Below are 26,609 nucleotides of genomic sequence, written 5' to 3'. Positions count from 1 at the left end.
ATAATTTAAAGTTTCGTATGAATGTCGAAATTAATAGTCAAATACTGACTGAAAACAACCCAAGAGTTGCTGAATTATTATACTGGGTAAGAAGTGAAGTAAAGTGCGATTAAGGCTGAACCAATACAAATAAGTAACTTGTACCACTACCTTATTTGTGAATTAATTATATTATTGATCAGAGTTCCAAGAACCTCACTAAGTAGAGGCGGAACGGCGTTGCCAACCTGAGTGTATCGAGGGCATTCTTGGGTACGCCTGCTACCACCAGTTGTATACTTTCCACAAAAAACATAATCGTCAGGGAATGACTGTATACGAGCATTTTCTCTAACAGTAAGGATACGAGGCTCAGAATAATGAAGCAGGTCATCAGGTAGCGTTGTAAGTGTTCTTGATGGCTTGTTTGGGTCAAGCACGCTGATTACTTGTTTTTTCGTTCCAATTTGTCTCTTATGCTTGTCACTTAACCCTAATCCTGGAATACATAGCTCTTGAATCAGCTTGAATTTCTCAATAGTTTCTGGCCTGTGTCTTGCTATCCTCAAACTGTTTGGAGCTACTCCATTCAACCCTCTTCTCATAAGAGATTGATATGATGTAAGTTTTGAAGGGACTTTATAATCAATTTTTTTAAACCCACTTTCCTTTGCACCAGAATGATAAATGAGTTCTTTGTTAGAGACCTCTAGATCGGAAATAGCTTCCTTTACCGAAATACAGCGTTGAGGTAACTTTTTCGATTTTAGGAAACTTAGTCTTAAGCCTTCTAATATGGTGAAGGGCTCTAAATTATCATGAACTAGGTCTTTTCTAACACCTATCATAATAAAACGAGTTCTTTTTTGAGGTACTCCAAAATTCTCGCTGCATATTGAGTCAGTAAATACTTGATAGCCTAATTTTTGAATTTTTTCTTTAACAATAATTGAGTAGGGCTTCAATTCTCGGACGCCATCTGCGCCTTTAAATTTTGAGTTAAAACCTTTGACGTTTTCTAAAATAAGAAATTTAGGACGGATAATGTCAACGACCTTAATGTACTCGTTGGAGAGTTTGTTTCTCGGGTCTTTAGAATTTCGTCGGCCTGCTAAAGAAAAACCCTGACAAGGTGGGCCTCCTGCTATTAGATCCACTGAGCCACGCAGGGAATCTAAATGCTCTCTATGATTTTCTAAAAGATCTTGAATAGTAGTGTTCTTGATTGGTAGCCAATCTGGCCAATCAAAATGTCCATATTTGCCATCAATAAGATTATTTTTAAAAGTATCAAATGCCATCGGGTCTCTCTCGACCGCAAGAATACCTCTCCACCCAGCCTTGCCAAGACCAAGAGAGAATCCACCGCAACCGGAAAATAAATCTATATATTTACCACCAGTATTCATTCTTAAAATAACTTCCGTTTCTATAAAAGCTTATAATGACTGTACAAAAGCTCAGTAGTATACCTGAGTTTTTTTTAAAAGCCATAGGTACTATTTTAGATTCTTTGAGAGCTAATCTAATTTGAAAAAAGGGATTCCTTTTATAAACTCACCTTCGCAATCTAGTGTTTTACAAAGAGATTCAAATACTCCAAGTGATGCAATTTTATTAATTGCTTGATTACCCATTGTCGGAAGCCCAATTCTATCCATATCGTTAGTTTTAACTCCTGGTACTTTATGGACAAACCAAGTGGGTATTGGTTCTACATAATTTTCCTTGGATGTTTTAAAATGCGAGAAGTATTGAGACGCTAGTATCACTCCTACCCCAAATTGACGGCCTTGGAGTAAAAGCTTTGTAAGTACTGGGAACTCGTACTGCATAATATTGTGAGCTTCATCTACGAGTAAATAAGAATCAATAAATCTTGTTTGAGGCTTGGTACCTAAAAATGGTTTTTTCTTAATTTTCATCATATATTCATAATAGAAATTTAAGAATATTACGATAACTAGGTTTTTTAGCTTTTCATCCGTAAACTCATTTAAGTCTATTGCGACGACTCCATCGAAGAACTTTTCAAATGGCACAATTTTGTCAGGGTTCCTTTCAAAAATCTCATAGTCGACAATATCGCTTAGAATCCCATAAATCGAATCGACTTTACCATCAAGAATAGCTTGGTATTCGTCGAATACTTCATATATATTGGGATCTCTATCTTGAGATTTTTGGTAGCAAGCTTTGACTGCAGCTTTCAGATTAGCGTCCTGTACCGCCCCTTTTGAACTGAATATTTTGCCAAGTATATCTCTAAAGAAGGAAAATCGGTCCAACCAAGGAGTGCCTGAAAGACAATCAGAAGTGTTGAACATATTCAACGGGATATCCTTAGGTTTCACAACTTTTACCTTGGCTTTTTCAATGAACTTACAGTTTTCATCGGAAACGTCGCTAAAATCTCTTTTATAATCAAGTATGAGGACTCTGGGGCTGACGCCACGATTATTTTCTGGTTGTTTTACAAATTGGTACACTAGTGACTTAAGCATTTGGGTTTTCCCTGTGCCTAAATCTCCCACCACACCAATGTTGATATTGTTGAGCTCAGTATTACCTGGATAGTAAAAAATTTCATTATCGCCTAACCTGTTTAACGCCTCACCCACTTTAAACCTGATACCTAAGCTAAAATCGAGCTCATTGCTCGGACCTAAATTTTGACCTGCTGCATTTTCATTTTCACTAGTTTTAGTATCGCTATCTCGTGCGTTTGATTGAGCTGGGTCTTGCTGCTCGTGAGGTGGGACTTTAACTGATATTGATTTTCCATTTGGACTTGTTGTTTTGCCGCAATCAGCAAAAAGTCCCCAATCATTTACTTTAGATTTAACTTCGCTAATTATCTCGTATTGCTGTTCTGTCAACAGTTTTCCGGCATCTTCATGACTCAAAACAATAGCGTTATTGAATGGAGAATTGTTCGAATTGATAATATGACCATGAGTCACCTTTTCTATAGATATGAGTCGCCCCACAGAATCTATTTCTATTTCAAGACTGGAATTTAATATCTGTGATATTGTATTTTGATGCATTGACGACCAGTTATTTGCGTTTTGTTTAATGCTTGGTAATTCTCCGTATATTCGAAAACCATAGTCAACCCAACTCGAAATCATTTCTCTCCAACCTACACCTTCTAATGCGCTTTTTGATGATTTAGATTTCATCGCTTGTAGAAAACTTATAAATGTTTCAGCCTGCTTCAAAGCCTTTGTATGCTCATCATTAGTCATTTTGTTATGACGAGCCTTGATTTCGATACAACAAATTTTTAGAGAGACCGCGCTATTCTGACTGTTATATTTGATACTAAGGCTGAATAGATCAGGACGTTCTAGACTTTTATCTTTAATGCATTCTCTTATATGGTCGAACCTAGATTGAAAAATATCTGCGGGGATTATTAAATTAATTAGATTTTGTTCGGTATTTACTGGCAGTATCCCAGAATAACTAATTGGATGCTGAAATTCAGTTTGCAACAATCTGAGTGCTACGAGCATACCTATTTCACCAAAGCTTGCTGTACCACCGCCAGTCAATTTCTTTAAGGTCGGCATACCTCTTAATGAAATTTCCCTTAAAAGTCCTATACTTTCTTCATTATTCGTCGTCGTACTACCCTTGAATTCTTCGAGTGCATTTTTCAAGACTAGGTGCATATTTTCGGACTCTTTTGCGAGCAAATAATAACCGCTCGATAATCCAACCTTAGAAGAGTACTTGGGAAGTTCATAGTCCCAAAGGAACGAAGAAAACTCTGGTATGTGGAAGCAAGATGCGTCTATTGTTGAGGATGAAACCGCCAAAAAATCTGTGTTTTCAAGTGTATCTTTGAGAGTCCCCAAATTAGGTGCAAAAACTTGACTATCAAATAATTCGTATTTTATAGAGCAGTTTGTTTCAAGGAATTCAAGAGCTACTAATAGGTTCTTACGGAGTGTAAATTCGCATTCTGTACCATGGAATTCGCCAACTTTTGATTCAGCAATAAAGTTATGATTATTTTTAAAACTCCTTTTTATATTCACTCTAAATAAACCGGTTGGATCTACAGGAGATTTGATTGCATGTTGTTCAAATCGGTTATTCATAGTTTTCAGGTGGTCAATTATTGATAGATCTCTTTTTTCATTTATTTCCTTTTTCTCTCTGCTATACCAACGAACATTTGTTCCGCTTTTAGCAGTAAGCGATGCAAGTATTGCTGGCTCAGGCTGAGTACTCAAAGGTCGGGTATCAAAAACATTTAAAGACATAGCCCCCCCGTCTGTCCATTCATCATTGTCGATACCCATATTTTGCTCGCACCATTCTTCAATTCCAGAATTACATGAGCTAGCTCCTGGTATATCAGTGGTTAAAGATATAGATAACAACGATTTTGCTGAGGCTAATTGCTTGACGTCATCTAAAGAGCGCTTGACTTGTTGGACACTAAATCCTTGAGCCATACCGTCAATCGACAACCCAAATTCAAAGTTAAAAATATTGTTAAGCTCAGGATTACCGATTTTAGATATGGCATTCGTGTTCCAGAGAACACTCCAATAGTCAGAAGATGTTCTTACTGAAGCAAAACCAATATACTCCATCTTTGAATTGGCATTTAAACAAGGGAGGATTAAGCAGCTAGGAAAACTAGAGGGGTCAATAGTTCCTGCCGCAGGTGTCTTAACTTCATTGTTGATTGCTTCTTCAAGCAAAAGTTGTGCGTTACATTGCCAAGCTAGTTTTATTGGATGCATTGGAGATAGCAAGATCGCATCAGGTATTGTGTAAAGACATCCATTGTCTCCTTCTTCCGAATGAACTGTGATTATATCAGTCCATACCGCAAGTTCAGTATCATCGGCAGATATCCAATTAACATATGACTCAATATAATCATCGATAGCAGTCTTAAATTCGTTCTCTAAATACAAAATCGCCAGATTAATTGAATCTATCGAGTCACCACTATTGAACTTCTTTTTAAGTATGTCATTTATTTTTTCTCGAGCTTTCTTATACTCTTGAGGCATAGCTTTTTCCAAAAACTCAAATTTTGGTCTAGGATCCAAAAATACCTTTAAATCAGAAAGCGTTGGTTGATTCTCCCACTGAGGTTTCGCCCATTGATTTTTTAACCCTAGTCCAATAATTAAAGGATAGAAGGAGTCACTACTCTCTACAATCCACTGTTCGAGCATAGTCAGCATTGAGGGTCTTGCTTCAACTTTTGATTGAGAGTTTCCTTCAATACTTTGTAAAACAAGTTTTCTGAACTCGTTGGGGACGCCTTTAGGCGTGAAATCGCCTACACTTAGATTAAATATAAAGGTTATAAGCTCATTTTCTTCATTGTAAGCGACAAGTTCGTATGACAAATCTTGCTCTATATCCAACAAAGAAACTGCGTGTGAAGGGTTATTGAGATTTATGTTTTTTTCTATTGGTTCGGATTCACTATCCACGCTACTCTTTATGGTCTTTGGCAGCTTGATAGTCGGATCGAAATATATATCTACAGTGTGAGCACCGGTGCCATTGACTTCAATCTCACATTCAAACGTAAGGTCTTTAGTTAAAGATTTTTTCTTTTGTTTTTTTATTTTGAATGGAGTTATACGATTTGCAGATCGGCAGTTAATTGCTAATTTGGGCTCATAACAACGTAAGTCTATAATTTTTAGAACAACAGGTTTTGCAATTTCTGTTGAATCAAACTGATATTTGACAAAACGGTTGTGCTCCGGTTGGTCCAGTTCGTCCTCCCAGTCCAATGCTGTATTTCCTAATGAAAAAGATTCAATATCAACAGGTATTTTATTGCCTGAAGCTTTAAATACCTCAATTGATATATCTTTAGCATAGTCTTTTTGTCTAATCGAAAGTCGAGGTGGTTCATTAACCACTATGGGATGGCTACTAGATACAGGTGTAAACAAACCGTTTGTGCATCTAACTTCAATAGATGAGTATTGTTCAGCGTCATTTGAGCCATCCAATATTTTCATCCAAATTTCTGAGGTTAATTCATTTCCCCATTCTGTGGCTCCTAATTCAAGAGCCTTTGAATATTCAGCAATAGGACTTCTTGCAAAATCATCAGGTGTCAAACATGAGAGTTTTAGCGATTTTACGAACTCCAATATAGAACTTTCTAGATATTTGTCGCTATCAGCTAACTCTTCGATTAGTTGATTTGTTCCACTTGTAAAACCATTGATGACGTAAAAACTTGCAATCCTTTTAGGTAACTTAATAGCAGAAATTGCGTTGTCGTCTAATGCATTGGTAACTTCTGGAATACCTAAATTAGCAAATAATATTTCGAGAGAATCTGATATTTCAGATAGCTCAAATAGAGTTTTGAGTGCATTCCACAAAATATTATGGCCAGCAAAATCGGTCTCAGCTTCCCACGCTTCTGTCAGGTACGTAGAAACAAGTTCATCAATTTCTTTATCATATTTTGGCCTAAATTTTTTTGTAGTTTCGATGATCAGTTGATTTACGATCTTTTCAGACATCCAATCATCTAATGCATCAAAATTATTTTTCAAAATACCAATATTTTGTACGGATGTTTCAGATGACTTATTAGTACCACTTGATTGATTAACTAAACCGAGAAAGGATGCGTTTTCAGAGTTTCTAATTGTAACTAAATGATTATGACTGCATTTTCCCGAACGAATAGTATCTGGGTCTTCAGTCGTTGTAGTATCTACGAGCAAGACTGGTATCAATTTTTGCAAGCCGTCTCTTTCAATTAAAAAATTATCATTTTCTTTTACCATTTCATGAAACAGTTGCTCAAGCATTGAGGCCGGTAAGCCAGAGAAGATAGCCCTAATCGGATCAGTTTCAGAAGTAAGTAAGGCCGACGTATCAGCTTTTACAATGTCCTTGATAATTGTGTAGAACTTTTCCATTTTATTCCTTGAAGTATCTATAATACGAACGGACTATTAATTATCATACCGCCTTCAGCATCGGGACTATCAATTACAAGACCCAAACTTCGTAGAGTTTTCTGCAAGCTATCATTATTTGATTGTTGGAAGTTAACATCTAATCCGTATTTGCGTAACTGTACTGCTAGATCTGAAATTGTTTGTGGGCCCTGTGTTTTGCTAACGGTGCAATGCACCATTGTTAGTATTGCAGCAGGTCCTAAACCTGTCACCCAAGGGGCTGAGTTATAATTTCCTTTTTTCCTATTAAAAAATCCTTGGTCATAGCTTTCAAGGCCTGCCTCAGATGTTTGGCGTTGTCTATTGACATGGCTTAAAAACTCCAACAGGTTTTTTGAGGTTCCCTTTTTGCCAGATGAAATTTTAGGATCTACTTCTAAAATAGTACTAAGATTTTCTCTATAACCTACTTGATCAAAACTATGTGAGTCGGCAAAAGACTTCAATTGACGAGTCAAGTCCAAGATGTCGTCTACAGACTTCAGTTTGAATTGCGAAAAATCGAAATGGTGCTTATCTTGTAAAGTCCAAAACAAAAGATTTATTGAACACTTACCTATGATGTAATACCTAACTAACTCTTGAATTGTTTTAGAAGTAGCTTGACCAAGAGACCAAAAAGTATCTTTTGAGGAAAGCTCTTCAACAAGCATTTCCCTTGTCCAAATTTTATTAGAACTCAAAGAAGACTCAAAAACATTAGTTAGTTTTTTATTTAGTGTACACAACCACATGACATGAGATGAGCTGCCTATTCTTAGCAACGATTCAAGCATAGAAATCCATTGTCTTCGGGTCAGTCTAGTTTTTAACTCTAATATTGATTTCAAATCCTTAAAGAAGGTTTGTGAGGGATTATTTAGCCCTATATTGTAAAACTGTTCATTTTCAGAAAGCGGAAGTGAGCTTGGCTCTTTCCACGCATCCTTAAGTTCACTCGGCCTCCACTCTTCAAATTCCTTTTGTAGTAATCGCGCCCATACATCATCATCTTTTTCATCTATACTCAATGCAGCAAAAAGTTCTTTCCAAATTGTTAGAGCCTCTTCTTTTGAGCTTGAAGAGTAACATAGCATTCTCGCTATCAATTTACCGGGATTCCAAGGGTTTCCCGCTAGCCTCGCCGCCATAGAATATATGGTATTTTCAGGTATAAGAGGACTGAGTTGTAAAAACTGTTTTTTCGATTGATTGACTTGTTTGGGACTGGTTATCGATTTGGTAACGATTTTTTTCCATAACTCAGAATCAACACTGTCGTTTTGCATTTTCTTCTTCGTTATTCCATTAGTATCTAATTTTTTTTCTAATCCTCTACCGTTTATAGGAACCTTTTTTTCAGAGAGCGAACCATAAAATCCGACGTTCCTGTAGAGAGATGCTAGTAGGATTTCACCCGTCACAAACTCTGGTGCAGGTTTAATTTGTAAAAGACTATTTGAATAAAGGGTATGTGTATTTTCTGGTTTCCAAGGATCATTCAAAAAAGAGTCAAAACTACTCATTTCATTTCTCCAAATGCAAGCTCTTCATCTGTTTCAATTTCAATCAATTGATTGCCAATTTTTAAGTCTACATTTTGGTCCAGATAATCTTCGTCTCTCACTATAGCGCCTGCCATAACAGATTTAACTTCATCTAGCATTGCAAAGACTTCTTCGGGCAAAGACGCTTCATTTAGCCCATTCTTGATATCCTTTAGGGATTTATAAAGACTGAATGTTAAAGGTATGTAGTGATGCTTATGGATTAAAACAAATGGGAGATGTTCAATAGGTCTTTTTTCATTATTAACCCGAGCCAAATATTTAGGTTTAATTTCGGAAACTAGCAAGGAAATATTTCGGTCTCTATGGGCTATTGGCTGACCAAAAGTTGTAGATAAAGGTACTGAGAAGTAGCCATCAGTATTTATTAAGTTTCTAATTTGAGAAGTAGCGTCTTTACTAATTTTTGGAATTTTATGAAAACTGGAATACTCTTTGAATTCCTCAATATTCTTACATATACCTAACCTTACCCCTAAACTCCTTTTTACCAGTCTACAAGCATATTGCCTTACAGTACCTTGTAGAATTCGTATTTGTTTAGTGATCAATGGGCTATGTTTGTACTCAATTAAAAATAAATCTATTTTTTCTAAAATTCCAAGGAGCTCTTTCTCACTTTGAGTTAAACGATTTCTAACAGTATCTAAGCCGTCTTTTATAGACATAGAAAACCTTTCATCTATTACGTTTGCAGTAATTAGTTCTTTGTTAGTTTTTTCATAAAAAGCGACGCTACCACTGACTAGACCGGGGTCTAAATCTTCCGCAAAACTCTCAATCAAAATCTTCTTTATTGTACTAGATGTATCTTTTGGCATAGCAGCAAGAGCCCTAAAAAACTGCATTGCTGATTTTGCTCCCGAATCATATAAATTTTTGTTTAATACAGTTTCTTTTGCTTTTTTATGTGCCCCCTTCGTAAATCTTGGCCACAATGAAAATAAACGATGCATGTATAAACGACTGACTAACGCTAATGGTGCACGAGCCTTTGCGAGACTATCTGTGCTACTTCCCAATAACTCTATCTGTTTCGCGGTCCAATCGCATGGGGAATATAGTTTTTTATCAATTATACGTTCTTCTTGATCACCAATCAGAAGAAAAGATACTAATGAATATAAATCTCTAAAAGTCCATCGTTTACCAGAGCTCAGTTCAAAATACTTCAACAGAGATATCAGGTTATCTGTCGCGTTCTTATTTTTTAGTAAGTCCAAGTTCTGGCAGTAAGGACATACTTTCGAATTTTTGCACTTCTCCACCCATTTGGATTCATCTAGTGCCTTTTCTAAAATCTGATGCATTACTGTTGGTGTGTTTTCAGAAATACTAGATACTAGAGATTCTGCATCCATCGGCCAAATGGCTATTTTTTCATTTTCAAGCGGCCAACAGTTTGGAGCTTTTGGTCCACCACTTGATGCTTTAACTAGATTATTTAGAAGAGATACTAGCCTTTGATTATTTGAGGAATGGGCTAAAGATGATGCATTTGCTAAAATTCCTCGATTCACACAACATATGTAAATCCCGTTATATCTTCCTTCAATGATTTCAATTAATTCATTAATTAACAGTTGCTCAGGTTTAAGAAGTGGTTGGCTAGGATCTTTTTCCGTTGCGTCCTGAATCAAAGATATGGAAGTTACAAATTCAGTCGGGACGTTTAATAGTTCAGAAAAATCTACTTGAACCTTTCTAGGTGGCAAACTATTCTCTTGTACGTTATATCTGTCTGCGAACTTGCGGCTCAATTCCCCATTAGCATTTAGTATTTCGTCAAAGTCTTCTATGCATCCTTCTACAGCATCCGTCTTTCCGTTGCCCGGGCCACCTACTAATAAAACTGCCGTAGGCGTATCACTGTTGTAATCAAGGAGTAATTGCTGAGCCCAATTTCTTAATCGAATGGATAACGACGTTTGTATCCTTGAACCTGCTGGCCGACCAGATAGCTTTTTGAAAGGATTTCGCACTCCACCTTGCTTAGCCCCTGACCAGTTGATAAAAGCTTGTGGAAATTTGTGTTCATTAAAATCCATTGTTCGCACGTCCCTGAAAAATAGAAGATTTTTTCATAGTATATGACTTGGTCAGAATATCCAGATTGATTTGCGAATATTTTGATTTAAATATCGATATAGCATTCGTCAGACAAGAGGTTATAGGGGATTGCGGTCAAAGATAATTCAGGCTTGAAATAAAATTTTTGTAGCGGTTTTGAAAAGTTTTCTGAGTAGGGGTAAATCAAGTAAAGCTTACCTTTACTGTTTAAATATTTTTCACCATAAGCGAACATTTGATACATATCAGATTGACTTAGATTATATTTCTTAGTCTTGCCACCAATATTCTCATCAATAACCTTCCATTTTGTATCCATAACAGCGACATTCTCTGTATTATTTTTTACTAAGATATCAGGCCTTAATTTGAACCAGTGTTCATCGTTATGTATCACAAGTGACTTAGATTGGACTTGCTTACCAACTTGAAATTCGGGGTTTAATTGCGTTTTTAGTTTTTTGGCAACATATTTTTCGAACAGTACTTCCATTGGGAACAAAAATGAAATGCCTTTAGACTTGCCGCTAAGTGCAAGCGGATTATTTTTTCTCAAAATTAACTCACACCACGGTTTAATTGTTCTATAGTGGGCGATAGTTCTATCTGCAGACCATTTTCTAAAATCTAACTCGTGATTGTCTGAACCCTTGATCTCTTCAAACCACCCAAGCAGCTCACGGATTAGTCTTATATTTTCAGAGTTCTTACTCCAAATAAAAGCTTGCAGTAGTGCAGATTTGATAAGTTTATTTTCAGATCTTTCAAGAGAATAAATATCTCGACAAATATGAAATAGATTGCCTTTCCCAGGTCTTTGGTTTATTTGTCTGGTACTTAAAAGCTTACCTTTTAAAAAAGGAGATTGAATTTGAGTTCGCAAATAATCGCTCCTCAAACCTTTTTTTACTAGTGACGTCGTTTCTTTTAAAAATATAGATATTAATGCTTCGAATAGTGATTGCTTAATTGTTGATAACGAACTTTGGTGAAATTCAACGCAATTAATATTCTGAACTGTCAACAGCATCTTGAGAAGTGTACGTCTAGCTAGTGCAACTTCATCGTGATTTGAAAGAGTAATTTTAGGGAGAATTTCTAAACGACAACCGCATGGTGTTTCCAACACACCAACATAATTAAGTACCTGTAACGCAAATTCACTTTTTAAGCGCTTAACTTTGACAAGTTCTATCCGTTTTGGCGACCTTCCAACCCCGTTGGACATTAACCAATCAAATGCACTTGCAGGTATTGAATGATTATCAATACATGCAAGACTACCACCTTTAATCAGTGTGGCGTGTTCTCGAACGATAACTGTTTTAATCGGGTTGATGATAGATACCTATGTAAGCATCAGGGTTAGTTAGTGCTTGATTATTTCGAACATAAGTTTGCAACTCTTGTTCTTCCCAATCATCACCGAATAATTCAATTAATTCATTCTGTTGATGTTTTAAAGTTATAAATTGTAGATACTTATGTTTTTTTAGATTGTCTCCCAATACAAGACCGACTCGGTACCAATCTTCGAAGAAATATTCTTCTAGTAACGGCAAGATTTGAGTATCAAAGATTTCGGAAAGCAATGAAATACTAGGATTGTTTATTAACGGTAAAAAGAAGCTATGACCAATAATGTGCTCTTTATCGATAAGTAATTCTATTCTATTATTAATAACTTCTAGCATTCTAGAGACGTTGATTCCCTCAATAAGGTCAATTTTGGCTAAAAGTTTATAGTCAGCTGTCATTTCAATAAATTTAAAGCGTCGCCTTAATGCAATGTCCACTTGGGCTAGAGATTTATCGGCAGTATTCATTGTTCCGATGACAAAAAGGTTTGAAGGTACTGAAAATATTTTTTTAGAGTAAGGAAGAACAGCTTGTAATTCCTCCTCAGAGCTACGCCTTTTAGTGGGCTCAATCAGCGTGATGAGCTCACCAAAAATATTGGCTATGTTTCCTCGATTAATTTCGTCGATTATTAAGACTTTTTTCTCTTGTAAACCACCATTCTCCTCACGCTTTGTGAGGATTTTTTCGACACACTCAGCTAGAGGTACGGGGTATCCATTCACCAAGTATTTTTCCAAATAGCTGTTAGGAATAACCTCGAAGACACGTCTTTGTCGGATATCTTGAGTGGTTATTTTACCCTGTTCAACCAGATAAAGTAATTCGTCAACAATAATCCTTGGCATTGGCAGAATTTTTTGTGCTTCAGGTTTTATTATTTCGATTATTTCCGGAGATACAGAGTTAATCTGATAACTGCCCACTTTGTCTCCAGGAATTAAAAATGTGCCATTATCCGAGCTACACATTGTCTTAAAAATACCATCTTGAATTGAGTATTTGATTTGACCATTGTCGTCGGTTGTAGCTTTTATCCCTTCTATAAAGTCTTCGTATCCAAAGCTCTGATGGAATGTAACAAAGCCTATGGAGCCACTTCTCATCAAAGCTTCATACTTTGACTTTATTGCTTTTCTGTCCAAGTAAAACTCTTTGTAATAGTCTGGATCAAGTATTTCAACCGCTTTGTTTATCGTATGATAAGTTTTACCAGTACTCAGGAGCACCATAATAGATTTGGTTGAGACTATTTTGATCAGTACTGCTCATTTTTCTACTTTGGTCATATATTTGCTTATTCTCTTTTACTGAACTTTTTTTCCAATTTAAGACTTCTTCAGTCGTGTAAAAATCAATTTCAGAGGTATTGTATTGAGAGGATAGTTTTTCTCGCAGCTTATATAGCTCTTGGTCAATTTGCCATGCAGATAAGCTTTTTACAGTAGTTCGTTCAATATTTCCAAGATTCTGAATTATTTTCTCTCTATCTTTTTTACTAAAGATTCTTTCGTTTTGTTCTGGAAACAAAAGATAAAGCAACATATGGCGAAACTGTCTTTGCTCGTTCTCTTCTATTTGTTCAAGCCATTCAGCAAATAATCCATTGCTAGATAACAACTCTTGTCTACGTGTTACAGTCTCTTTTAGAAATTGGCTTGCAAACCGAATTAGATAAACGAGCTCTCTCCACATCATGGTTATATAAGCTGTACCTGCACTACCTATACCTCCCAAAACATGGTTTTTAAAATATATCTGCTTTTCCGGAGAGTTGATCACCTCATTAAACGGTAATCCAGTTAGTGCATATATTTCACCAATTTTTTCGATGGAGCGTTCTTGTCCAATATTGCTAGGACAAACGAGCATCAACCACATCATCTCACTGGCTAGTATCTTTGACTCAACGCTAGTAGTAGATAATTGGTTTTGTAGCTTCTCAATGAAAGTCCCATCCAACGTATCTAAATTTTCGACAAAGCTAACGACAAGTTCTGAGACATGTTCAGGCGTCCAAACGTTTTGTTCAGAAAAGATTGAGGTACCTTCTAAAAGACACTTTTGTTTAAAACTCTCGATAGCAAGTAAAGCAGCCTCAGAATTCCTGTCTCCACAATATAATGCCATTTTGATTCCTTTTTTGGTAATAAGAAGCCTGTTGAATTCGAGAAAACATTTCTCATCTATAATCGTTAGGGCTTAGTCGTCTGCTATTTCTAATAAATCCCCAACCGAACAGTCTAAATACCGACATAACGCTTCAAGAGTTTCGTAGTCAATCCTAGTAGTAGTCTCATGATAGATGCGGTTGACCGTACTTCTATTAATTCCAGTATCTCGAACCACATCTGCTATTTTTAATCGCTTTGCACCTAGTAACGCCGAAAGATTACATTTAATCACTTTTAAGCACCATAATGTATCTTTAGAGAAACAAAAAGCTTGACTGTTTCTTTAAAGTGTTATATTGTGTCTCTGAAGTTACAAAAACACTCTTTTAAGTAGTAGGAGATTATGTATGAATCAAACTTATTTAACAACCTCAGAATTATCACAAAAAATAAAATACGACACCCGCACCATTCGTGAACGTCTAAAAGATTCAGTTCTTATAGAGGGCGTGCATTACATCCGCCCATTTGGTGGTCGCAAAATCCTTTATGTTTGGGATGCAATCCAAAAAGACATGGTTAAGTTCTCTAAAAGCACCATGGCTATCCCAATGAGCAGAGGAGGTGTTGCTCATGGCTAGCATTAATGTACGTAAAGAAAGCGGAAAGCTATATTTGGATTTTCGTTATCGCAATATCCGCTGTCGTGAGCAAACAGAGTTAAAAGACACGCCAGCTAACCGTAAAAAATTGCAAAAAGTGCTCGACAGAATTGAAGCGGAAATCTTACTTGGCCAGTTTGATTATGAGGCAATGTTTCCTAATAGCCGTATTTTGAAGAAATTAAACGCTACCGCTAATGTAATAGACAGTCAATATGGCGTCATGCCGACAATGACGGAGTTTATTCGACTCTGGTTCAAAGAGAGCCAAGTACAGTGGCGTAAAACTTACACCAATGCTGTCACCAATATTGTTGAAAATCGCATTATCCCGTTTTTTGGTGACATACCCGTGAACGAGATTACAAAGCAGCAAATTTTGGCATTTAGGACGCTGATTTGTGATGTGAAAAAGAAGAATGGCAAACCATTGGCTCCTGCACATGTAAATAAACACATGAAGATACTTCGTGCGGTAATGCTTGAAGCAGGTGACAGATATGGCTTTACTTCAGGTTATCGCGGCATAAAGCCATTAAAAGTCCCTAAGAGTGATATTAAACCATTCACAACAGACGAAATTTCGTTATTGCTAGACAACGTTCGCGAGGACTTTTACGAGTATTTTGTCATTCGTGTATTTACGGGCATGCGGACAGGTGAAATTGATGGACTACAGTGGAAGTATGTTGATTTTACAAATCGCTGCATTTTGATCCGCGAAACAATTGTTGCTGGCGAAGAATCATACACAAAAACCGATTTTAGTCAGCGAACTATTCAAATGAGTGAGCCAGTCTACCAAGCTTTTCTCGCAATGAAATTACGTACTGGTGATTTTAAGTATGTTTTCGTTAATCAAGTGGGTAAGCCTTTACGGCACGACAACGTGACTAAGCGCGTTTGGTATCCGTTGCTTAAGCTAATTGGTTTGGAAAAACGAAATCCTTACCAACTCCGTCATACAACAGCAACACTTTGGTTGGCCTCAGGTGAAAACCCTGAGTGGATAGCTAGTCAACTAGGTCATTCTAATACCGAGATGCTCTTTAGAGTTTACTCGCGCTATGTGCCGAATTTGACGCGTCGTGATGGTTCGGAAGCTGACAAAATGTTTTCAAAAGTAATGGGGGAGTAACTTATGAATTTTCAAAATGATAATAGTATTCAACCACACTTAGAGAGCGTAGCTAATTTTCAGCGTTTTAAGGGCACTTACTTTTTAGTGGGAGTGGCAGATGGCTTTGATTCTAGCGGTGAGCATGTAAAGAAAATAACTATATCTGATGCCACAAGCACAATTAAAACGTTTTGTCGTGACCAATCCTGCATTGTAGAAGATCTAAAACCTAATTCCTTAGTGGATGTTGAAATAGCTATCGATATGCTTGGAAAGCATCCCTATTTTAGAGTGAAAATGATTCAAAAAAGCGGTTTGGCTACAAACTCTATTAGTAGTTTGTATCAGTTACCAAGGGCGTTGTGTCCTTATCCAGAAATGCTAACTTCTTTTATTAGCATGTTAAATCAAATTCGTACTCCGTATTTGCGAGCATTTATTGACGACGTATTTTCTCAACCTGATATAGGTATGAGGTTTATACAATGCCCTGCAAGTCTTAATCATCACCATAAGCAAAAGGGCGGTTTGTTGTTTCACACTTTTGACGTTGCACTGCGCTTCTTTTTAAACAGTAATCTGTCTCAAATTGATAAAGATATCGGCGTCGTTAGCGCATTATTTCATGACATTGGGAAGACGCTCACGCTAACGCCAGACGGCACACGAACTGCACTCGGTTATGCCATTGATCACGACAATTTAACTCTTGAAATATGCTCTCAAGCCTTAGCCAATCTTGAAACTAAACATAAGGGTTATGCAAACCAACTAAGGCATATATGGACTTGCGCTTCGCCCGGCGCTAAGTCTGGATACAAAGCAAAAACACCGGTAGCTAAATTGCTGAAACTTTATGATCGCACTAGTGCCGATACTCAACACAATCCATTTAAAGCTGCATAAAGCAATTAAACAAATTATTTAAATTAAACAAATTATAGGTACCAATCATGGCACGACATCCAGACGTGAAAGAAAAAGACATAGTCGACGCGGGTATTGCTTTGTTAGAAAAAGGCAAAACTCCAAATCCCGGCGCAATAAGGGCTCAGCTTGGCTACAAAGGCGGCCTAGTGAGAATTAGGCAAATATGGGAAAAGTATAAGATGAGTCAATCCACAATTGGCTGCGATTCGAACCCGAATACAATTAGCTTCGATGAGCTACCAAGCGAAGTTATTGACGCGACAGAGAACCTCTTATCTCGTCAGAAGAAAGAAATAGAAAACATTGTTATTGACTCTTTTCTTCGCTGCCAGCGCTTGTTCGACAGCCGACTTGATGACCACATATATAAATATGAAGAACAGATAGGTTTTTACAAAGAATGCGAAAATAGCGCTGACGAATCTATTAGCCGTTTAGAAAGCGAGTTAAAAAGTCTTCATAAAGAAGTTACAGAGTTAGCGGAACAAAACGCGACACTTGTTGTGGAAAACGCAAAGTTAACAGGGCAAGTTGTATCTTACGAAAAAGCCTTTAACAATGACGTTGCGACGTCGACAACTAAGGCGTAGTACTTTTAAAACATTTAACAACAATAACGGTCTATTTAGTCAATTTTTAATATACGTAATTCACATCTACAGCGGATGATGGCTTGTTTATAGTGGCTTCCCAAAAGGTCTGAAAATCGTTTAATCGGCTCATTAGGTATTGCATTTGTGTATAATTCAAAACTAATGAGTCCTATTTCATCGTTAAACAATTTCGAACTCAGCGCACATAATCGCCAGAACATGACAAACATATTTAAACGCATTCGATGCAAGAGGTTTACGATCTCCATTGCAGCCCTCACGTCTAGGATGGTTGAAATACAAATGGCCTCTTCCATTTAACAACTTTGTAGAACTCACGTACTTACCACTTTTTTGTATACTGAGTTTATGCTCAGGAATTCTCCATTTCGTGAAACCTGTTGCTAATTGCCCTCTGTATTGGTCAATTTGCAGGTGCCAGTCCTTTACTGTGGTGAACTCAAGGGCTGTCATTATAAATCTCTGAAAGTCGTTCGTATTTGTAAACACAATATAGCTGTGGTTGTTATTAGCGGCGTTGAGATAATAATTGATGCACCAGAACAACTTTTGTCTTTCAGTTTTGTAGACTTCACGAGCGGCTACTATTGTTTCTTCAGCTCTTTCAATCTCTACAGAGGAGCAAGGTGATATAGGAGTAATTCGCTGTTTATTGCCAGTTTGGTTAGGAAATAATCTAAGGCTGTTGCGCTGCGTTTTAAGACGAGCGAGCGAGGATGCCCGTTCATGCCAACGCGCACTTACATTGATAGGAATCTCATACCTGTGTTTTATTTCAGACAATGTATCGCCTCGGTCAATACACCTGAGTGTTGTTAAACAATCCTTTGTCGTATAAATCCGTTTTGGCGGCTCAACAGGCTTTGGCATAAGAAAAGATATAGGTTTATCCAATTCCATGAGCCCTAATTGTTGGAGCGAATTCAAAAGGTGAGACTGTAAATCAAATAGGTGTAGATTTTTTGAGCGACATTGCTCAACTACGAAATTGTAATCAAATCCAGAAATTGAAGCCCACCATTGTAACGACCTTTCAAACTGGGGCTTAGTTAAATGCTCATACAAAACCAGATCAGTAAAGTGTAGATAGTTCCGTAATGTAGTAGCTGGCTCTAAATGACCCGCAAATGCAGCAATTTGATATAGTTGATGCACAGAGGAGTCCACGGCAAAATACTGTTTAATTCTCTTAATTTGCTGTTTGTCATATGGCGTTAGATCAAGGGTTTCCGATCGTTGCGAAGTAAGCAATAGAAATAAGGTTGAATGAGCTTTATGACGCAACTGGTATGGATTTACTCGAGTTTTACACGTACCAGATAGTATTGGTGTTAGTAGACTATAAATATCTGACGTAGAAAATTTTTTGTCAGAGTTAGGCAACTTGCTAAATACTAGTGCTTTTCTTCGATCTTGGGTTTCAATTTTACGGCGGCCAACAAAATCCGCAAAACTTGCAAACTCTGCGGGCGGTAACATAAGTTTGGTCGGTATTTTACGTTTGCCAGAAGAGCTTTTGAGATCACCGTGAGAATTTTTTCTGATAAAAATATTGAGTTCAGGCGAGCTTTCAATATCTTGCATTTCAAGTTTCGCTATTTCGCCGGGTCTTAAGCCGCAACGGGCTAGTAAAATGGCGATAAAAAACATTACTTCTTTTTCTTGATTTTCTGAAGAGTCTGTCTTGACAAGTTTGTTAAGAAAACGAGTGAAATGATGTTCGTTTACAAAGAAGTTGCGGATGTTAGTTTGATTTGTTGTAGCTACTTGGATGTATTCTGGTTTTTCTAATCCAAAATACAAATAGGCAAAATCAAATAACATTTTTAATACTATCGCTGTATCACTTTTGGCCTGTTTAGTCGCTCTAGAATCAATGATGCGTTTGTAAATTTCAGTAGATTCAGATGAATGTATGTCTTCTAATGTTCGTCCCGCAAGTGAAGTTAACCAGCTTTCACCGACTCTTGAAAGGTAAGTTTGAAGAGAGGAGCGTTTGCATTTTTCAACATCGAATTTATATATTATGAAATCGAGTAAGATCACCTGCTCCGGGTTGAGGGTGTTGGTAGTTAGTTCGGTTAGTTTCTCTTGGGTGATATGCAGTGAGGTCTTTTTACCCGTGTCGTCCTCGAAAGCTAATGCCTTTCTTAATTTGTCAAGAAAGTCACTAATGGTTAGCCTTACAGATTTTTTCACAAAAGGTAATCGAGCTTTCTCTTGAATTGTGTCTTCTGTACTAGGTTGCTTGTAATCGCTTGCGCGTTCGCAAAGTAGCGACCAACTCTGGGAGCATACGCTCGTGGTGCTTGTTTTCCCGTTCGCGATGCCCGACAAATAAATAGGCAAGCCTATTTCCGGGTCTTCACTTGCGCACGTAGCTGCCGCATCTAAAACCTTAGCTAATGTTGTTAAATCAAAATGCGGGATTTTCTTCCGAAAATAATTAACGATATATTCACTGAGGTGTTTGGTATTCACGTGACGTAGCGGGTGAGGTATTTTTTGCATCGCAAGGTGATTGATTGCGGCAAGGGTTCTGGGTTCAACAAACCATCGCCTAAAACCTTCGTTACCATCTTTTTTTTGTCGATTAAATTCAACGTAGGGGGCAATTGTATTATTTTTTATTCTTAACGTTCCGCTCAAGGTTTGATTTAGCATCTCAAGCAAATAATGTTTATCTGACAAACCTCCGTAATATGCCGCAATGACTGTCAGCTGCACAATTAGGTGCTTGATCGTTGGTTTGTTCCGAACATTGTTTAAATCATCATTAATCAATTTAAGCATTTGTGAGAAAGTGCGTTTGCGCTCGAATACTTGTCTGTTTAACACTGATCTATTTCGTTTAACGCTCTCAATAGTCATTCTTGAATCTCGCAAGCGGTTACTTCAAGTTTGTTGAGCTCTATATCAATTTGCGTTGTTAACTGGCGTAAGTCATTTATCGACATAGTACTCACCATTGAAGTGGACTCGACTAGTAAGTCTTCATGACCCATAAAATTATCAATAAGATGTGGCTGTTGATCTCTTGATGCAAAGATTGACCGAAGCCAATGGCGGTACCAATTATTTTTTGCAAAAGTAGTTTCGCCAGTGACTTGACGAGCGATCCCTGAAGAGTATGTGTAAAGCTTTTCGTTTTTGCGTAAGTAAAAAAGCGGAACCATGCCGCTGTGTGCCTGTTTTACAATAGTCTCGTGTTCAGGGTAAGTGAACTTTATTTTTTGTTTCAGCTTTTCAAGATAAGTTAAATAATGCTCGAGTTGCGTCTGCGCAATTTTGGTCAGAGGTATAACGCGGCCGCAATCTTCTCCGCGATTGTTTTTATCTTCAATGTATACCGTATTATTTAACAGATCGAAAGAATGTAGTGTTTTGAAAGGTGCTCGAGTTGGACGATGTCCGGTGCTCAACTGCATTACAAGCACTGTATAATAGGTATATAAATTATGTAGCTTCCAGATGTTTTCTCCGCTGTCGCATTTAATTGCTCGTATTTTTTCTTTTAAGCTCAGGAAAAAGTCAGAAATTAACCGATTAACAACACAGAAATTACTGCCGATTTTACAATTTTCTCGGTCGAGTAAGTCAACATAGCCGTCAATACAGTACGTTTTTTCAGTCGCGACTTTTTGAAGATAATTTATAAAATTATAATGTTTTTTAACAAGATCACTTGCTGACGCACATAAGTATGATGAGCCAGCATTTTCACCGAGGCTTTTGTTCCGGATCCAATTTATTTCAGCGCGACTTAAATTTGATTTTGGGCCGTGTTGTTTGATTACTTTTCGGATTCTTGCAAGGGATAAGCGTGTTTTTTGTTTTTGATTAAGTTCAGTTAATACTATTGCTGCTTTCTCGCAATACTCTGAAGTGTTCTTCTTTGCCGTAGTTAGCGCGATCGCTAAGAACTTCGGTAAAATAATAAAAGGGACATAGGATTGAGTATATGAGTCGGCATCAAAACCCAATTTTTGATCCCAATCTGGAAAGTTGATAGTGCAATGTAGCATCATGAAATTATCAAATTTGAGCGTGGTGTCAGCAATCGAACTCTCGACTAAATCTTCTATACTTCTGCCCGTATACAAAGTAGATAGCAATAAACAATGTTCAATCGAACGCTCTTGCAAACACGCACGAATTAAGACGGTAAGATCATAACGCGTCAGTGAATCTGGAGAACAACACAGTAGTAGTTCATTCTTCTGAATATGTTTGTCGCGGGAACTGTTCTTGACGCCGTTTTTTTTAAGAGGGTATCTGGTCATATTTTTCATAAAGAAAACTCTCCACGCTTAAGTGCTGTTCTAACGACTGAGCGAGACTCCCCGGTAAGTTTTTGTATTTGCGCGATTAGCGTGCTGGGCTTTTTATTGTCATGAAATAGTTTGCTTGCGATTTTTGAGGGTATCCTATCAAGGAGCCTTGCAACGTTTAGTATTTGCTCGTTTTTCGGCGATAGAAATCTGACTACAGAAAAAGCATATAACCAGGCTTGAAATTCGACATCCCAAGGGGTTTGTTTGACTTTAAACTCATTAAGCCGTCCCGTTTTTTCTTCAAATACTATGGGCGTCCATCCACTGAAAAATTGGTAGTTGCCAGTATTGTCTTCAAAATATTTTAGTGGCATTTGCTTTGATAGCATCTTAACTAAATGAAGATTGACATCGTGACTCGGCGGGAAAAGTTGCATCAATAAATGAAATGGTGCACTTGCTGAGGGGTGGCAGCGGTATTTTCCGCTCGTAACTGATTGTATTTGCATTTTATAAAGGTCCTTTAATTTAAATTAAAAAGCCTTATGTTGTATTCGCACTATGATTTAGCACTGTACTCAATTCTATTTGAGTCTTAATGTATTCGCTACGCTATTAATGAGATGTAAATCACATTTATTTCACTTGCTTCAAAATTGAGTCTGAACTGGGGCTTTAATCTCAACTGCCAAATTTGCTTTAAGTTGAAACATGGCCGATTGTGTCATTTACGGGACACATATATCGATGCAGTCCTTGTCGACAAATGATACTGACCTATGTATCCATTTTTGTACTCATTCTTATCTCTACTGGAAATCAAACGAGGTGGGTTCTAAACCTATAAAAAGAAGCGCCACTCGACTTGTTAGCTTTATATTCGTCACAATGACGGTCCTTTTTGATGCTTAGTTACCAACTTGTTAATGCGCGCACATTTCGCTATCAAGAGTTTTGTTAGTGTTAGTATCCGTCAACCAATAAATCATCCATCACACTCGCCCAGTTTGGAAAATTGCTGCTGCCGAAATGTACTAAGCGGCCTTCAAAACTCTCTTGACCTTTCCCAGCGATGATATCGTCAATCAACACATCGCCCTTCAGAAGCCCTTTATTTGGACTAAGAATTAGCTTTTCGGTTAGCTCATAACCAAAATGCTTCTCAATCCAGACACGCTTCTCAGTATAAGAAAGCGGATTGCGAGGTGACGGGGCGGTAAGAATATAGACATCGTATTTAGGTGATGCAATTAGTCGCTTAACACTATCAATGGCATCCTTGATGGGTGCTAAGTTGGCGAAGAAGCCATATTGCGATTGCGGATAACCAATGTTTGGCGTGTCTCGTTTAGCTTGCTGGTATGCACCTTGATAATCACAAAGTACGTCATCCATATCGATATATAAAATCATAGTTACTCCTTTTATTAAACTGCCAAATTACGTTCAAAGTTGATGATATCTGCATCTTTTTTCAGCCGATACTGTTGAGCTAAACGACCGCCCGATTTGACTTTTTGCGTGAGCGCTTCAAACATATTTGCTGATTCAACACGACGAATTAGGCTTTTGCGTTGAATAGTTTTGCCGATAATGATTTCAATTACTTGCTTAAGCTCGCCAATGGTAAATTGCTCAGGTAAACAGTACACCGGCAGCATGGAGTAAAGCGTTTTTTGTCGCAAACGTTCATTGGCTTGTGCGATGATGAAACGATGGTCAAACGCAATGTTTATAGTATCCAAGTCGGATATATCAAACCACTTAACGTCATCTATCGTGTCTATATGCGAGGATACTTCTTGGGGTGCTACGAGTGCAAAATAGACTAAGGTTACACTAAAACCTCGAGGGTCTCGATGGCCATTTGAGAAGGTTTGCAACTGCTCAAGGTAAGGCGGTATAACACTGGTTTTCTCTTTTAGTTTACGAAGCGCGGTGGCATTGGTATCGGCATCATTGTCGATATCAACAAATCCGCCCGGTAGCCCCCAATCGCCTTTGTAGGGGTCACCTGCTCGCTTAACTAATAGCACTTTTAGAGCGCCTTCAAACACCGTGAACAATACGTTATCAACCGTAAAAAGTGGGTTTTTGTAGTCGTTTATGTCGTACTTATTGCTCATGACTTCCCTCTATATAGATTGAGAAAAATAGCGGCGATTTGCCTTGGTTTTTCTTCATTGCAAAATGATATCACAAACTTTATGTCTGTGTGACACAAATAATGCTTGACCATAAATCTTTGCTATAATATTCTATTTGTGTCTTAGGGACACAATATAAATCTAGTAACGAAAGGTCAACATCATGAACGTCATTACACACACATCAAGCGGTGATATACAAAAGGCTACTTTTGATAATTTCACCTTTGCCGGTGGCGAAGAGCATATCCGCTTCAACCCAAAAGACTTCATAGGCGCAACAAAGGTCGTTGTGCATGCTCGGCTTAACAGTTCATCAATGTTAATGACGCTCATGATGGCAAGCGACGCCATTAAACGAATGATTGATAAAAATGTCGCCCTGGAACTAGTCATCCCGTATTTTCCATACGCTCGTCAAGACCGAGTATGCGTTGAAGGTGAGGCTTTAGGCGCGGCAGTGATGGCTCGCTTTATCAACAACTTGAAGTTTGACAAGGTCACGATATGGGATGCGCATAGTGAAGTATCGCCAGCACTCATCAATAACGTGGTGAACTTACCGCAGTTAGACATCCTTAAGCATTCTAAAGCGTTGACCCAGTTATTAGAAAGCGGCGAGCTTGGCTTGGTTTCACCTGACGCCGGTGCCAGTAAAAAGACCTTGAAGATAGCAGAGCACTTCAATGGAGAGCCAGCGCTTATCAATGCGCAAAAACTCAGAAACCTAAAAACAGGCGACATCATCAAAACCGAAGTCAGTGGAGATGTTGAAGGTAAAAACCTGCTCATTGTTGATGACATTTGTGATGGTGGTAGAACCTTTATTGAGCTTGCCAAAGTACTCAAAGCGAAAGGGGCTGCCAAGATATCTTTGTTTGTCACCCATGGCATATTTTCAAAAGGCATAGCGGTATTTGACGGCCTTATCGACACCATTTACACCACCGACTCGTTTCGCGCGAAAGACGAATTCGACACGAGCAGCAACACCCAATTACACATTGTAGATATGTAAGGAGAATATTATGACGATTACAGCAGCAAGCATGCAAAAGGACGTATACAAAGAATTTCACAGCCGCGCTTATCACCCAGATGTTAGTGAAGTATATGCAAACTTTACTTCTAGAAGCGGCAAGTTAAGTAATATCAAGAACAACGACAAAGTGGCTTTTGTGGGCTTACAGTATTTTATAAAAAGCTATTTACAAGAGGAGTGGGCGGCGTTTTTTAAAGCGGATAAAGCTAGCGCAGTCGCAAATCATAAACGCATTATGAGCGCCATGCTTGGCTACCCTGTTAACGTAAAGTACTTAGAAGACTTGCATGATTTAGGGTATTTACCTCTTAAAATAAAGGCCTTGCCCGAGGGAACCTTGGTTCCGTATTTAGTACCACCCATCACGGTGGTCAATACAAAGGAGGGCTTTCAGTGGTTAACTAATATGATAGAAACCGTTTTAAGTTGCGAGAACTGGCCTATTCAAACAAGCGCCACCACCTCTATTGCTTACATGAAAGTGTTTAAAGAGTTCGCTCAAAAAACAGGTCTACCAATGGATGCTGTGCCATTTCAAGGTCATGACTTTAGTTTCAGAGGCATGTTTGGTAAACAAGCGGCGGCCATGAGTGGATTTGGTCACTTGGCATCTGGCCTAGTGGGCACCGATACCATACCTGCTGTATTATTTGCCGAAAAGTATTATGGCGCAAATGTAGACAATGAACTCGTAGGTTGCTCTGTTGATGCCACCGAACACTCAGTAACTTGCTCATGGATAATGGAAGGTGAAATCGAGTTCTTCCGCTATTTAATGCAAGAGCAATCACCCACAGGCATTTTAAGCGTGGTATCTGATACGTGGGATTTTTGGACCTTAGTCACCGAGTATTTACCTCAGCTAAAAGACGAAATTATGGCACGCGATGGTACGCTAGTGATCCGCCCCGACTCTGGCGACCCAGTCACTATTTTAACAGGCTATTTATTGTCTCCTCACGGTGATTACAGTCAAATGCAGCGCAGTCAAGAAGCGACAATAAAACGTGCGCGTCAAAATGGCTTTGAAGCCATCAAATGGGGCGACACTATCATTTCAACGCGCGAGGGCGAAGAGGGCAGGGAGCTCGAAACTTGTGAAGTGAAAGGCCTCATCGAATGCTTGTGGGATATCTTTGGTGGCACTATGACTGACAAGGGTTTTAAGCTGCTTGATGAGCACATTGGTGCTATCTATGGCGATGCCATTACGCTTGGGCGCCAGCGACAAATACTTAAGCGTCTAATGGATAAGGGTTTCGCTTCAAAAGTGGTACTAGGTATCGGCTCTTATAGTTACCAGTATGTCACGCGCGATACCCACGGCTCTGCAGTAAAAGCCACTAGTGTTGTCAAAAACGGGGAGCGAGTAGCGATATTTAAAGATCCGAAAACAGACACAAAAAAGAAATCTGCGAAGGGTTTACTTAAAGTCGATATGGTAGATGGTGAGCTGACATTATTTGATGATATTAGTGAAGCCGAAGAAAGAGAAGGATTACTAGAAGTAGTGTTTGAAGATGGCGAGCTGGTAAAAGAAACAACACTAGCTACGATTAGAGAGCTGGTCGGTAGTCAAATATAGAGCTGTAGTATGTGTTTTAAAGTATGGGGTTCTTATAAAAGTATTGATTGAATTCTAAGATAACGAAACGTTGCAAAGTGAATTTATTGCCGTTATCTTATTGTTTGGCTTATGGGCAGATATTGGATCGCGCTTCGCGATCAGTGACAAAAATGTTAATTGGAATTGCCATTAGATTTCCTTGTG

Annotated in this window: 19 protein-coding genes; 6 read left to right on the top strand and 13 right to left on the bottom strand. The window is 38.1% G+C overall.

Translation table 11 applies throughout. The annotated features are described in order from the left end of the window. Positions 1-146: 146 nt before the first annotated feature. From ACZ1G6_RS15580 to ACZ1G6_RS15545, 8 genes are all read right to left on the bottom strand, one after another. Complete coding sequence (locus ACZ1G6_RS15580) at positions 147-1,388, bottom strand: DNA cytosine methyltransferase (protein ID WP_472617128.1); 1,242 nt, start codon at positions 1,386-1,388, stop codon at positions 147-149. A gap of 111 nt (positions 1,389-1,499) precedes the next feature. Beyond that, positions 1,500-6,917 (bottom strand): ATP-binding protein, encoded by a 5,418-nt coding sequence (locus ACZ1G6_RS15575; RefSeq protein WP_472617127.1) that lies wholly within the window; start codon positions 6,915-6,917, stop codon positions 1,500-1,502. Between the two features lie 17 nt (positions 6,918-6,934). After that, positions 6,935-8,464, bottom strand: a complete 1,530-nt coding sequence (locus ACZ1G6_RS15570) for a hypothetical protein (protein WP_472617126.1) — start codon at positions 8,462-8,464, stop codon at positions 6,935-6,937. Next, positions 8,461-10,554, bottom strand: coding sequence for a hypothetical protein (locus ACZ1G6_RS15565; RefSeq protein ID WP_472617125.1), 2,094 nt, complete (start codon positions 10,552-10,554; stop codon positions 8,461-8,463). Before ACZ1G6_RS15565 ends, ACZ1G6_RS15570 begins: the two co-directional genes overlap by 4 nt. An 86-nt stretch (positions 10,555-10,640) precedes the next feature. After that, complete coding sequence (locus ACZ1G6_RS15560; protein WP_472617124.1) at positions 10,641-11,804, bottom strand: McrC family protein; 1,164 nt, start codon at positions 11,802-11,804, stop codon at positions 10,641-10,643. Positions 11,805-11,901: 97 nt separating this feature from the next. Further along, entirely contained in the window at positions 11,902-13,080 is a 1,179-nt protein-coding gene (locus tag ACZ1G6_RS15555; RefSeq protein WP_472617123.1) for an AAA family ATPase, read from the bottom strand. 64 nt (positions 13,081-13,144) lie between these two features. Beyond that, positions 13,145-14,065, bottom strand: a complete 921-nt coding sequence (locus ACZ1G6_RS15550) for a hypothetical protein (RefSeq protein ID WP_472617122.1) — start codon at positions 14,063-14,065, stop codon at positions 13,145-13,147. Between the two features lie 72 nt (positions 14,066-14,137). Further along, on the bottom strand, positions 14,138-14,341 hold the full coding sequence (locus ACZ1G6_RS15545; protein ID WP_472617121.1) for a helix-turn-helix domain-containing protein: 204 nt from the start codon (positions 14,339-14,341) through the stop codon (positions 14,138-14,140). Between the two features lie 115 nt (positions 14,342-14,456). Here ACZ1G6_RS15545 and ACZ1G6_RS15540 point away from each other — a divergent pair, with 115 nt between their 5' ends. From ACZ1G6_RS15540 to ACZ1G6_RS15525, 4 genes are read left to right on the top strand one after another with little or no spacing between them, the layout of a single operon-like run. Next, positions 14,457-14,690, top strand: coding sequence for a hypothetical protein (locus tag ACZ1G6_RS15540; RefSeq protein ID WP_472617120.1), 234 nt, complete (start codon positions 14,457-14,459; stop codon positions 14,688-14,690). Further along, positions 14,683-15,849, top strand: coding sequence for an Arm DNA-binding domain-containing protein (locus ACZ1G6_RS15535; RefSeq protein WP_472617119.1), 1,167 nt, complete (start codon positions 14,683-14,685; stop codon positions 15,847-15,849). The genes ACZ1G6_RS15540 and ACZ1G6_RS15535 overlap by 8 nt, the downstream gene beginning before the upstream one ends. 3 nt (positions 15,850-15,852) lie before the next feature. After that, the gene (locus ACZ1G6_RS15530) at positions 15,853-16,737 is read left to right on the top strand and encodes a hypothetical protein (RefSeq protein ID WP_472617118.1); all 885 of its coding nucleotides are present in this window, start codon (positions 15,853-15,855) and stop codon (positions 16,735-16,737) included. Positions 16,738-16,784: 47 nt separating this feature from the next. Continuing rightward, positions 16,785-17,351 carry a DNA-binding protein gene (locus ACZ1G6_RS15525; protein ID WP_472617117.1) on the top strand — a complete coding sequence of 189 codons (567 nt, stop codon included), beginning with the start codon at positions 16,785-16,787 and terminating at the stop codon, positions 17,349-17,351. Between the two features lie 183 nt (positions 17,352-17,534). On the opposite strand, the gene ACZ1G6_RS15520 is transcribed toward ACZ1G6_RS15525, so the two are convergent. From ACZ1G6_RS15520 to ACZ1G6_RS15500, 5 genes are all read right to left on the bottom strand, one after another. Beyond that, positions 17,535-20,159, bottom strand: a complete 2,625-nt coding sequence (locus ACZ1G6_RS15520) for a site-specific integrase (protein ID WP_472617116.1) — start codon at positions 20,157-20,159, stop codon at positions 17,535-17,537. Positions 20,160-20,242: 83 nt separating this feature from the next. After that, a complete protein-coding gene (locus tag ACZ1G6_RS15515) occupies positions 20,243-21,667 on the bottom strand; it encodes a hypothetical protein (protein ID WP_472617115.1) in 1,425 nt (474 codons plus the stop codon). Further along, positions 21,664-22,158: a hypothetical protein gene (locus tag ACZ1G6_RS15510; RefSeq protein WP_472617114.1), complete on the bottom strand. Its 495-nt coding sequence runs from the start codon at positions 22,156-22,158 to the stop codon at positions 21,664-21,666. The genes ACZ1G6_RS15515 and ACZ1G6_RS15510 overlap by 4 nt, the downstream gene beginning before the upstream one ends. A gap of 454 nt (positions 22,159-22,612) precedes the next feature. Continuing rightward, positions 22,613-23,062: a 5' nucleotidase, NT5C type gene (locus ACZ1G6_RS15505; protein ID WP_472617113.1), complete on the bottom strand. Its 450-nt coding sequence runs from the start codon at positions 23,060-23,062 to the stop codon at positions 22,613-22,615. Between the two features lie 14 nt (positions 23,063-23,076). After that, the gene (locus ACZ1G6_RS15500; protein ID WP_472617112.1) at positions 23,077-23,775 is read right to left on the bottom strand and encodes an NUDIX hydrolase; all 699 of its coding nucleotides are present in this window, start codon (positions 23,773-23,775) and stop codon (positions 23,077-23,079) included. Between the two features lie 184 nt (positions 23,776-23,959). Between ACZ1G6_RS15500 and prs the strand changes: the two genes are divergently transcribed. Further along, positions 23,960-24,814: a ribose-phosphate diphosphokinase gene (prs, locus tag ACZ1G6_RS15495; protein WP_472617111.1), complete on the top strand. Its 855-nt coding sequence runs from the start codon at positions 23,960-23,962 to the stop codon at positions 24,812-24,814. A gap of 10 nt (positions 24,815-24,824) precedes the next feature. Further along, positions 24,825-26,423, top strand: coding sequence for a nicotinate phosphoribosyltransferase (locus ACZ1G6_RS15490; RefSeq protein WP_472617110.1), 1,599 nt, complete (start codon positions 24,825-24,827; stop codon positions 26,421-26,423). Positions 26,424-26,609: the final 186 nt, after the last annotated feature.

The sequence above is a fragment of the Glaciecola sp. HA4-3 genome (assembly GCF_055693685.1).
This window is presented reverse-complemented; position numbering and strand designations above follow the sequence as displayed.

Excerpts from the sequence above, each read along its gene's own strand:
- ACZ1G6_RS15580 (WP_472617128.1), bottom strand. The coding sequence starts at position 1,388 with ATGAATACTGGTGGTAAATATATAGATTTATTTTCCGGTTGCGGTGGA.
- ACZ1G6_RS15575 (WP_472617127.1), bottom strand. The coding sequence starts at position 6,917 with ATGGAAAAGTTCTACACAATTATCAAGGACATTGTAAAAGCTGATACG.
- ACZ1G6_RS15570 (WP_472617126.1), bottom strand. The coding sequence starts at position 8,464 with ATGAGTAGTTTTGACTCTTTTTTGAATGATCCTTGGAAACCAGAAAAT.
- ACZ1G6_RS15565 (WP_472617125.1), bottom strand. The coding sequence starts at position 10,554 with ATGGATTTTAATGAACACAAATTTCCACAAGCTTTTATCAACTGGTCA.
- ACZ1G6_RS15560 (WP_472617124.1), bottom strand. The coding sequence starts at position 11,804 with ATGTCCAACGGGGTTGGAAGGTCGCCAAAACGGATAGAACTTGTCAAA.
- ACZ1G6_RS15550 (WP_472617122.1), bottom strand. The coding sequence starts at position 14,065 with ATGGCATTATATTGTGGAGACAGGAATTCTGAGGCTGCTTTACTTGCT.
- ACZ1G6_RS15540 (WP_472617120.1), top strand. The coding sequence starts at position 14,457 with ATGAATCAAACTTATTTAACAACCTCAGAATTATCACAAAAAATAAAA.
- ACZ1G6_RS15535 (WP_472617119.1), top strand. The coding sequence starts at position 14,683 with ATGGCTAGCATTAATGTACGTAAAGAAAGCGGAAAGCTATATTTGGAT.
- ACZ1G6_RS15530 (WP_472617118.1), top strand. The coding sequence starts at position 15,853 with ATGAATTTTCAAAATGATAATAGTATTCAACCACACTTAGAGAGCGTA.
- ACZ1G6_RS15525 (WP_472617117.1), top strand. The coding sequence starts at position 16,785 with ATGGCACGACATCCAGACGTGAAAGAAAAAGACATAGTCGACGCGGGT.
- ACZ1G6_RS15515 (WP_472617115.1), bottom strand. The coding sequence starts at position 21,667 with ATGAAAAATATGACCAGATACCCTCTTAAAAAAAACGGCGTCAAGAAC.
- ACZ1G6_RS15510 (WP_472617114.1), bottom strand. The coding sequence starts at position 22,158 with ATGCAAATACAATCAGTTACGAGCGGAAAATACCGCTGCCACCCCTCA.
- ACZ1G6_RS15505 (WP_472617113.1), bottom strand. The coding sequence starts at position 23,062 with ATGATTTTATATATCGATATGGATGACGTACTTTGTGATTATCAAGGT.
- ACZ1G6_RS15500 (WP_472617112.1), bottom strand. The coding sequence starts at position 23,775 with ATGAGCAATAAGTACGACATAAACGACTACAAAAACCCACTTTTTACG.
- prs (WP_472617111.1), top strand. The coding sequence starts at position 23,960 with ATGAACGTCATTACACACACATCAAGCGGTGATATACAAAAGGCTACT.
- ACZ1G6_RS15490 (WP_472617110.1), top strand. The coding sequence starts at position 24,825 with ATGACGATTACAGCAGCAAGCATGCAAAAGGACGTATACAAAGAATTT.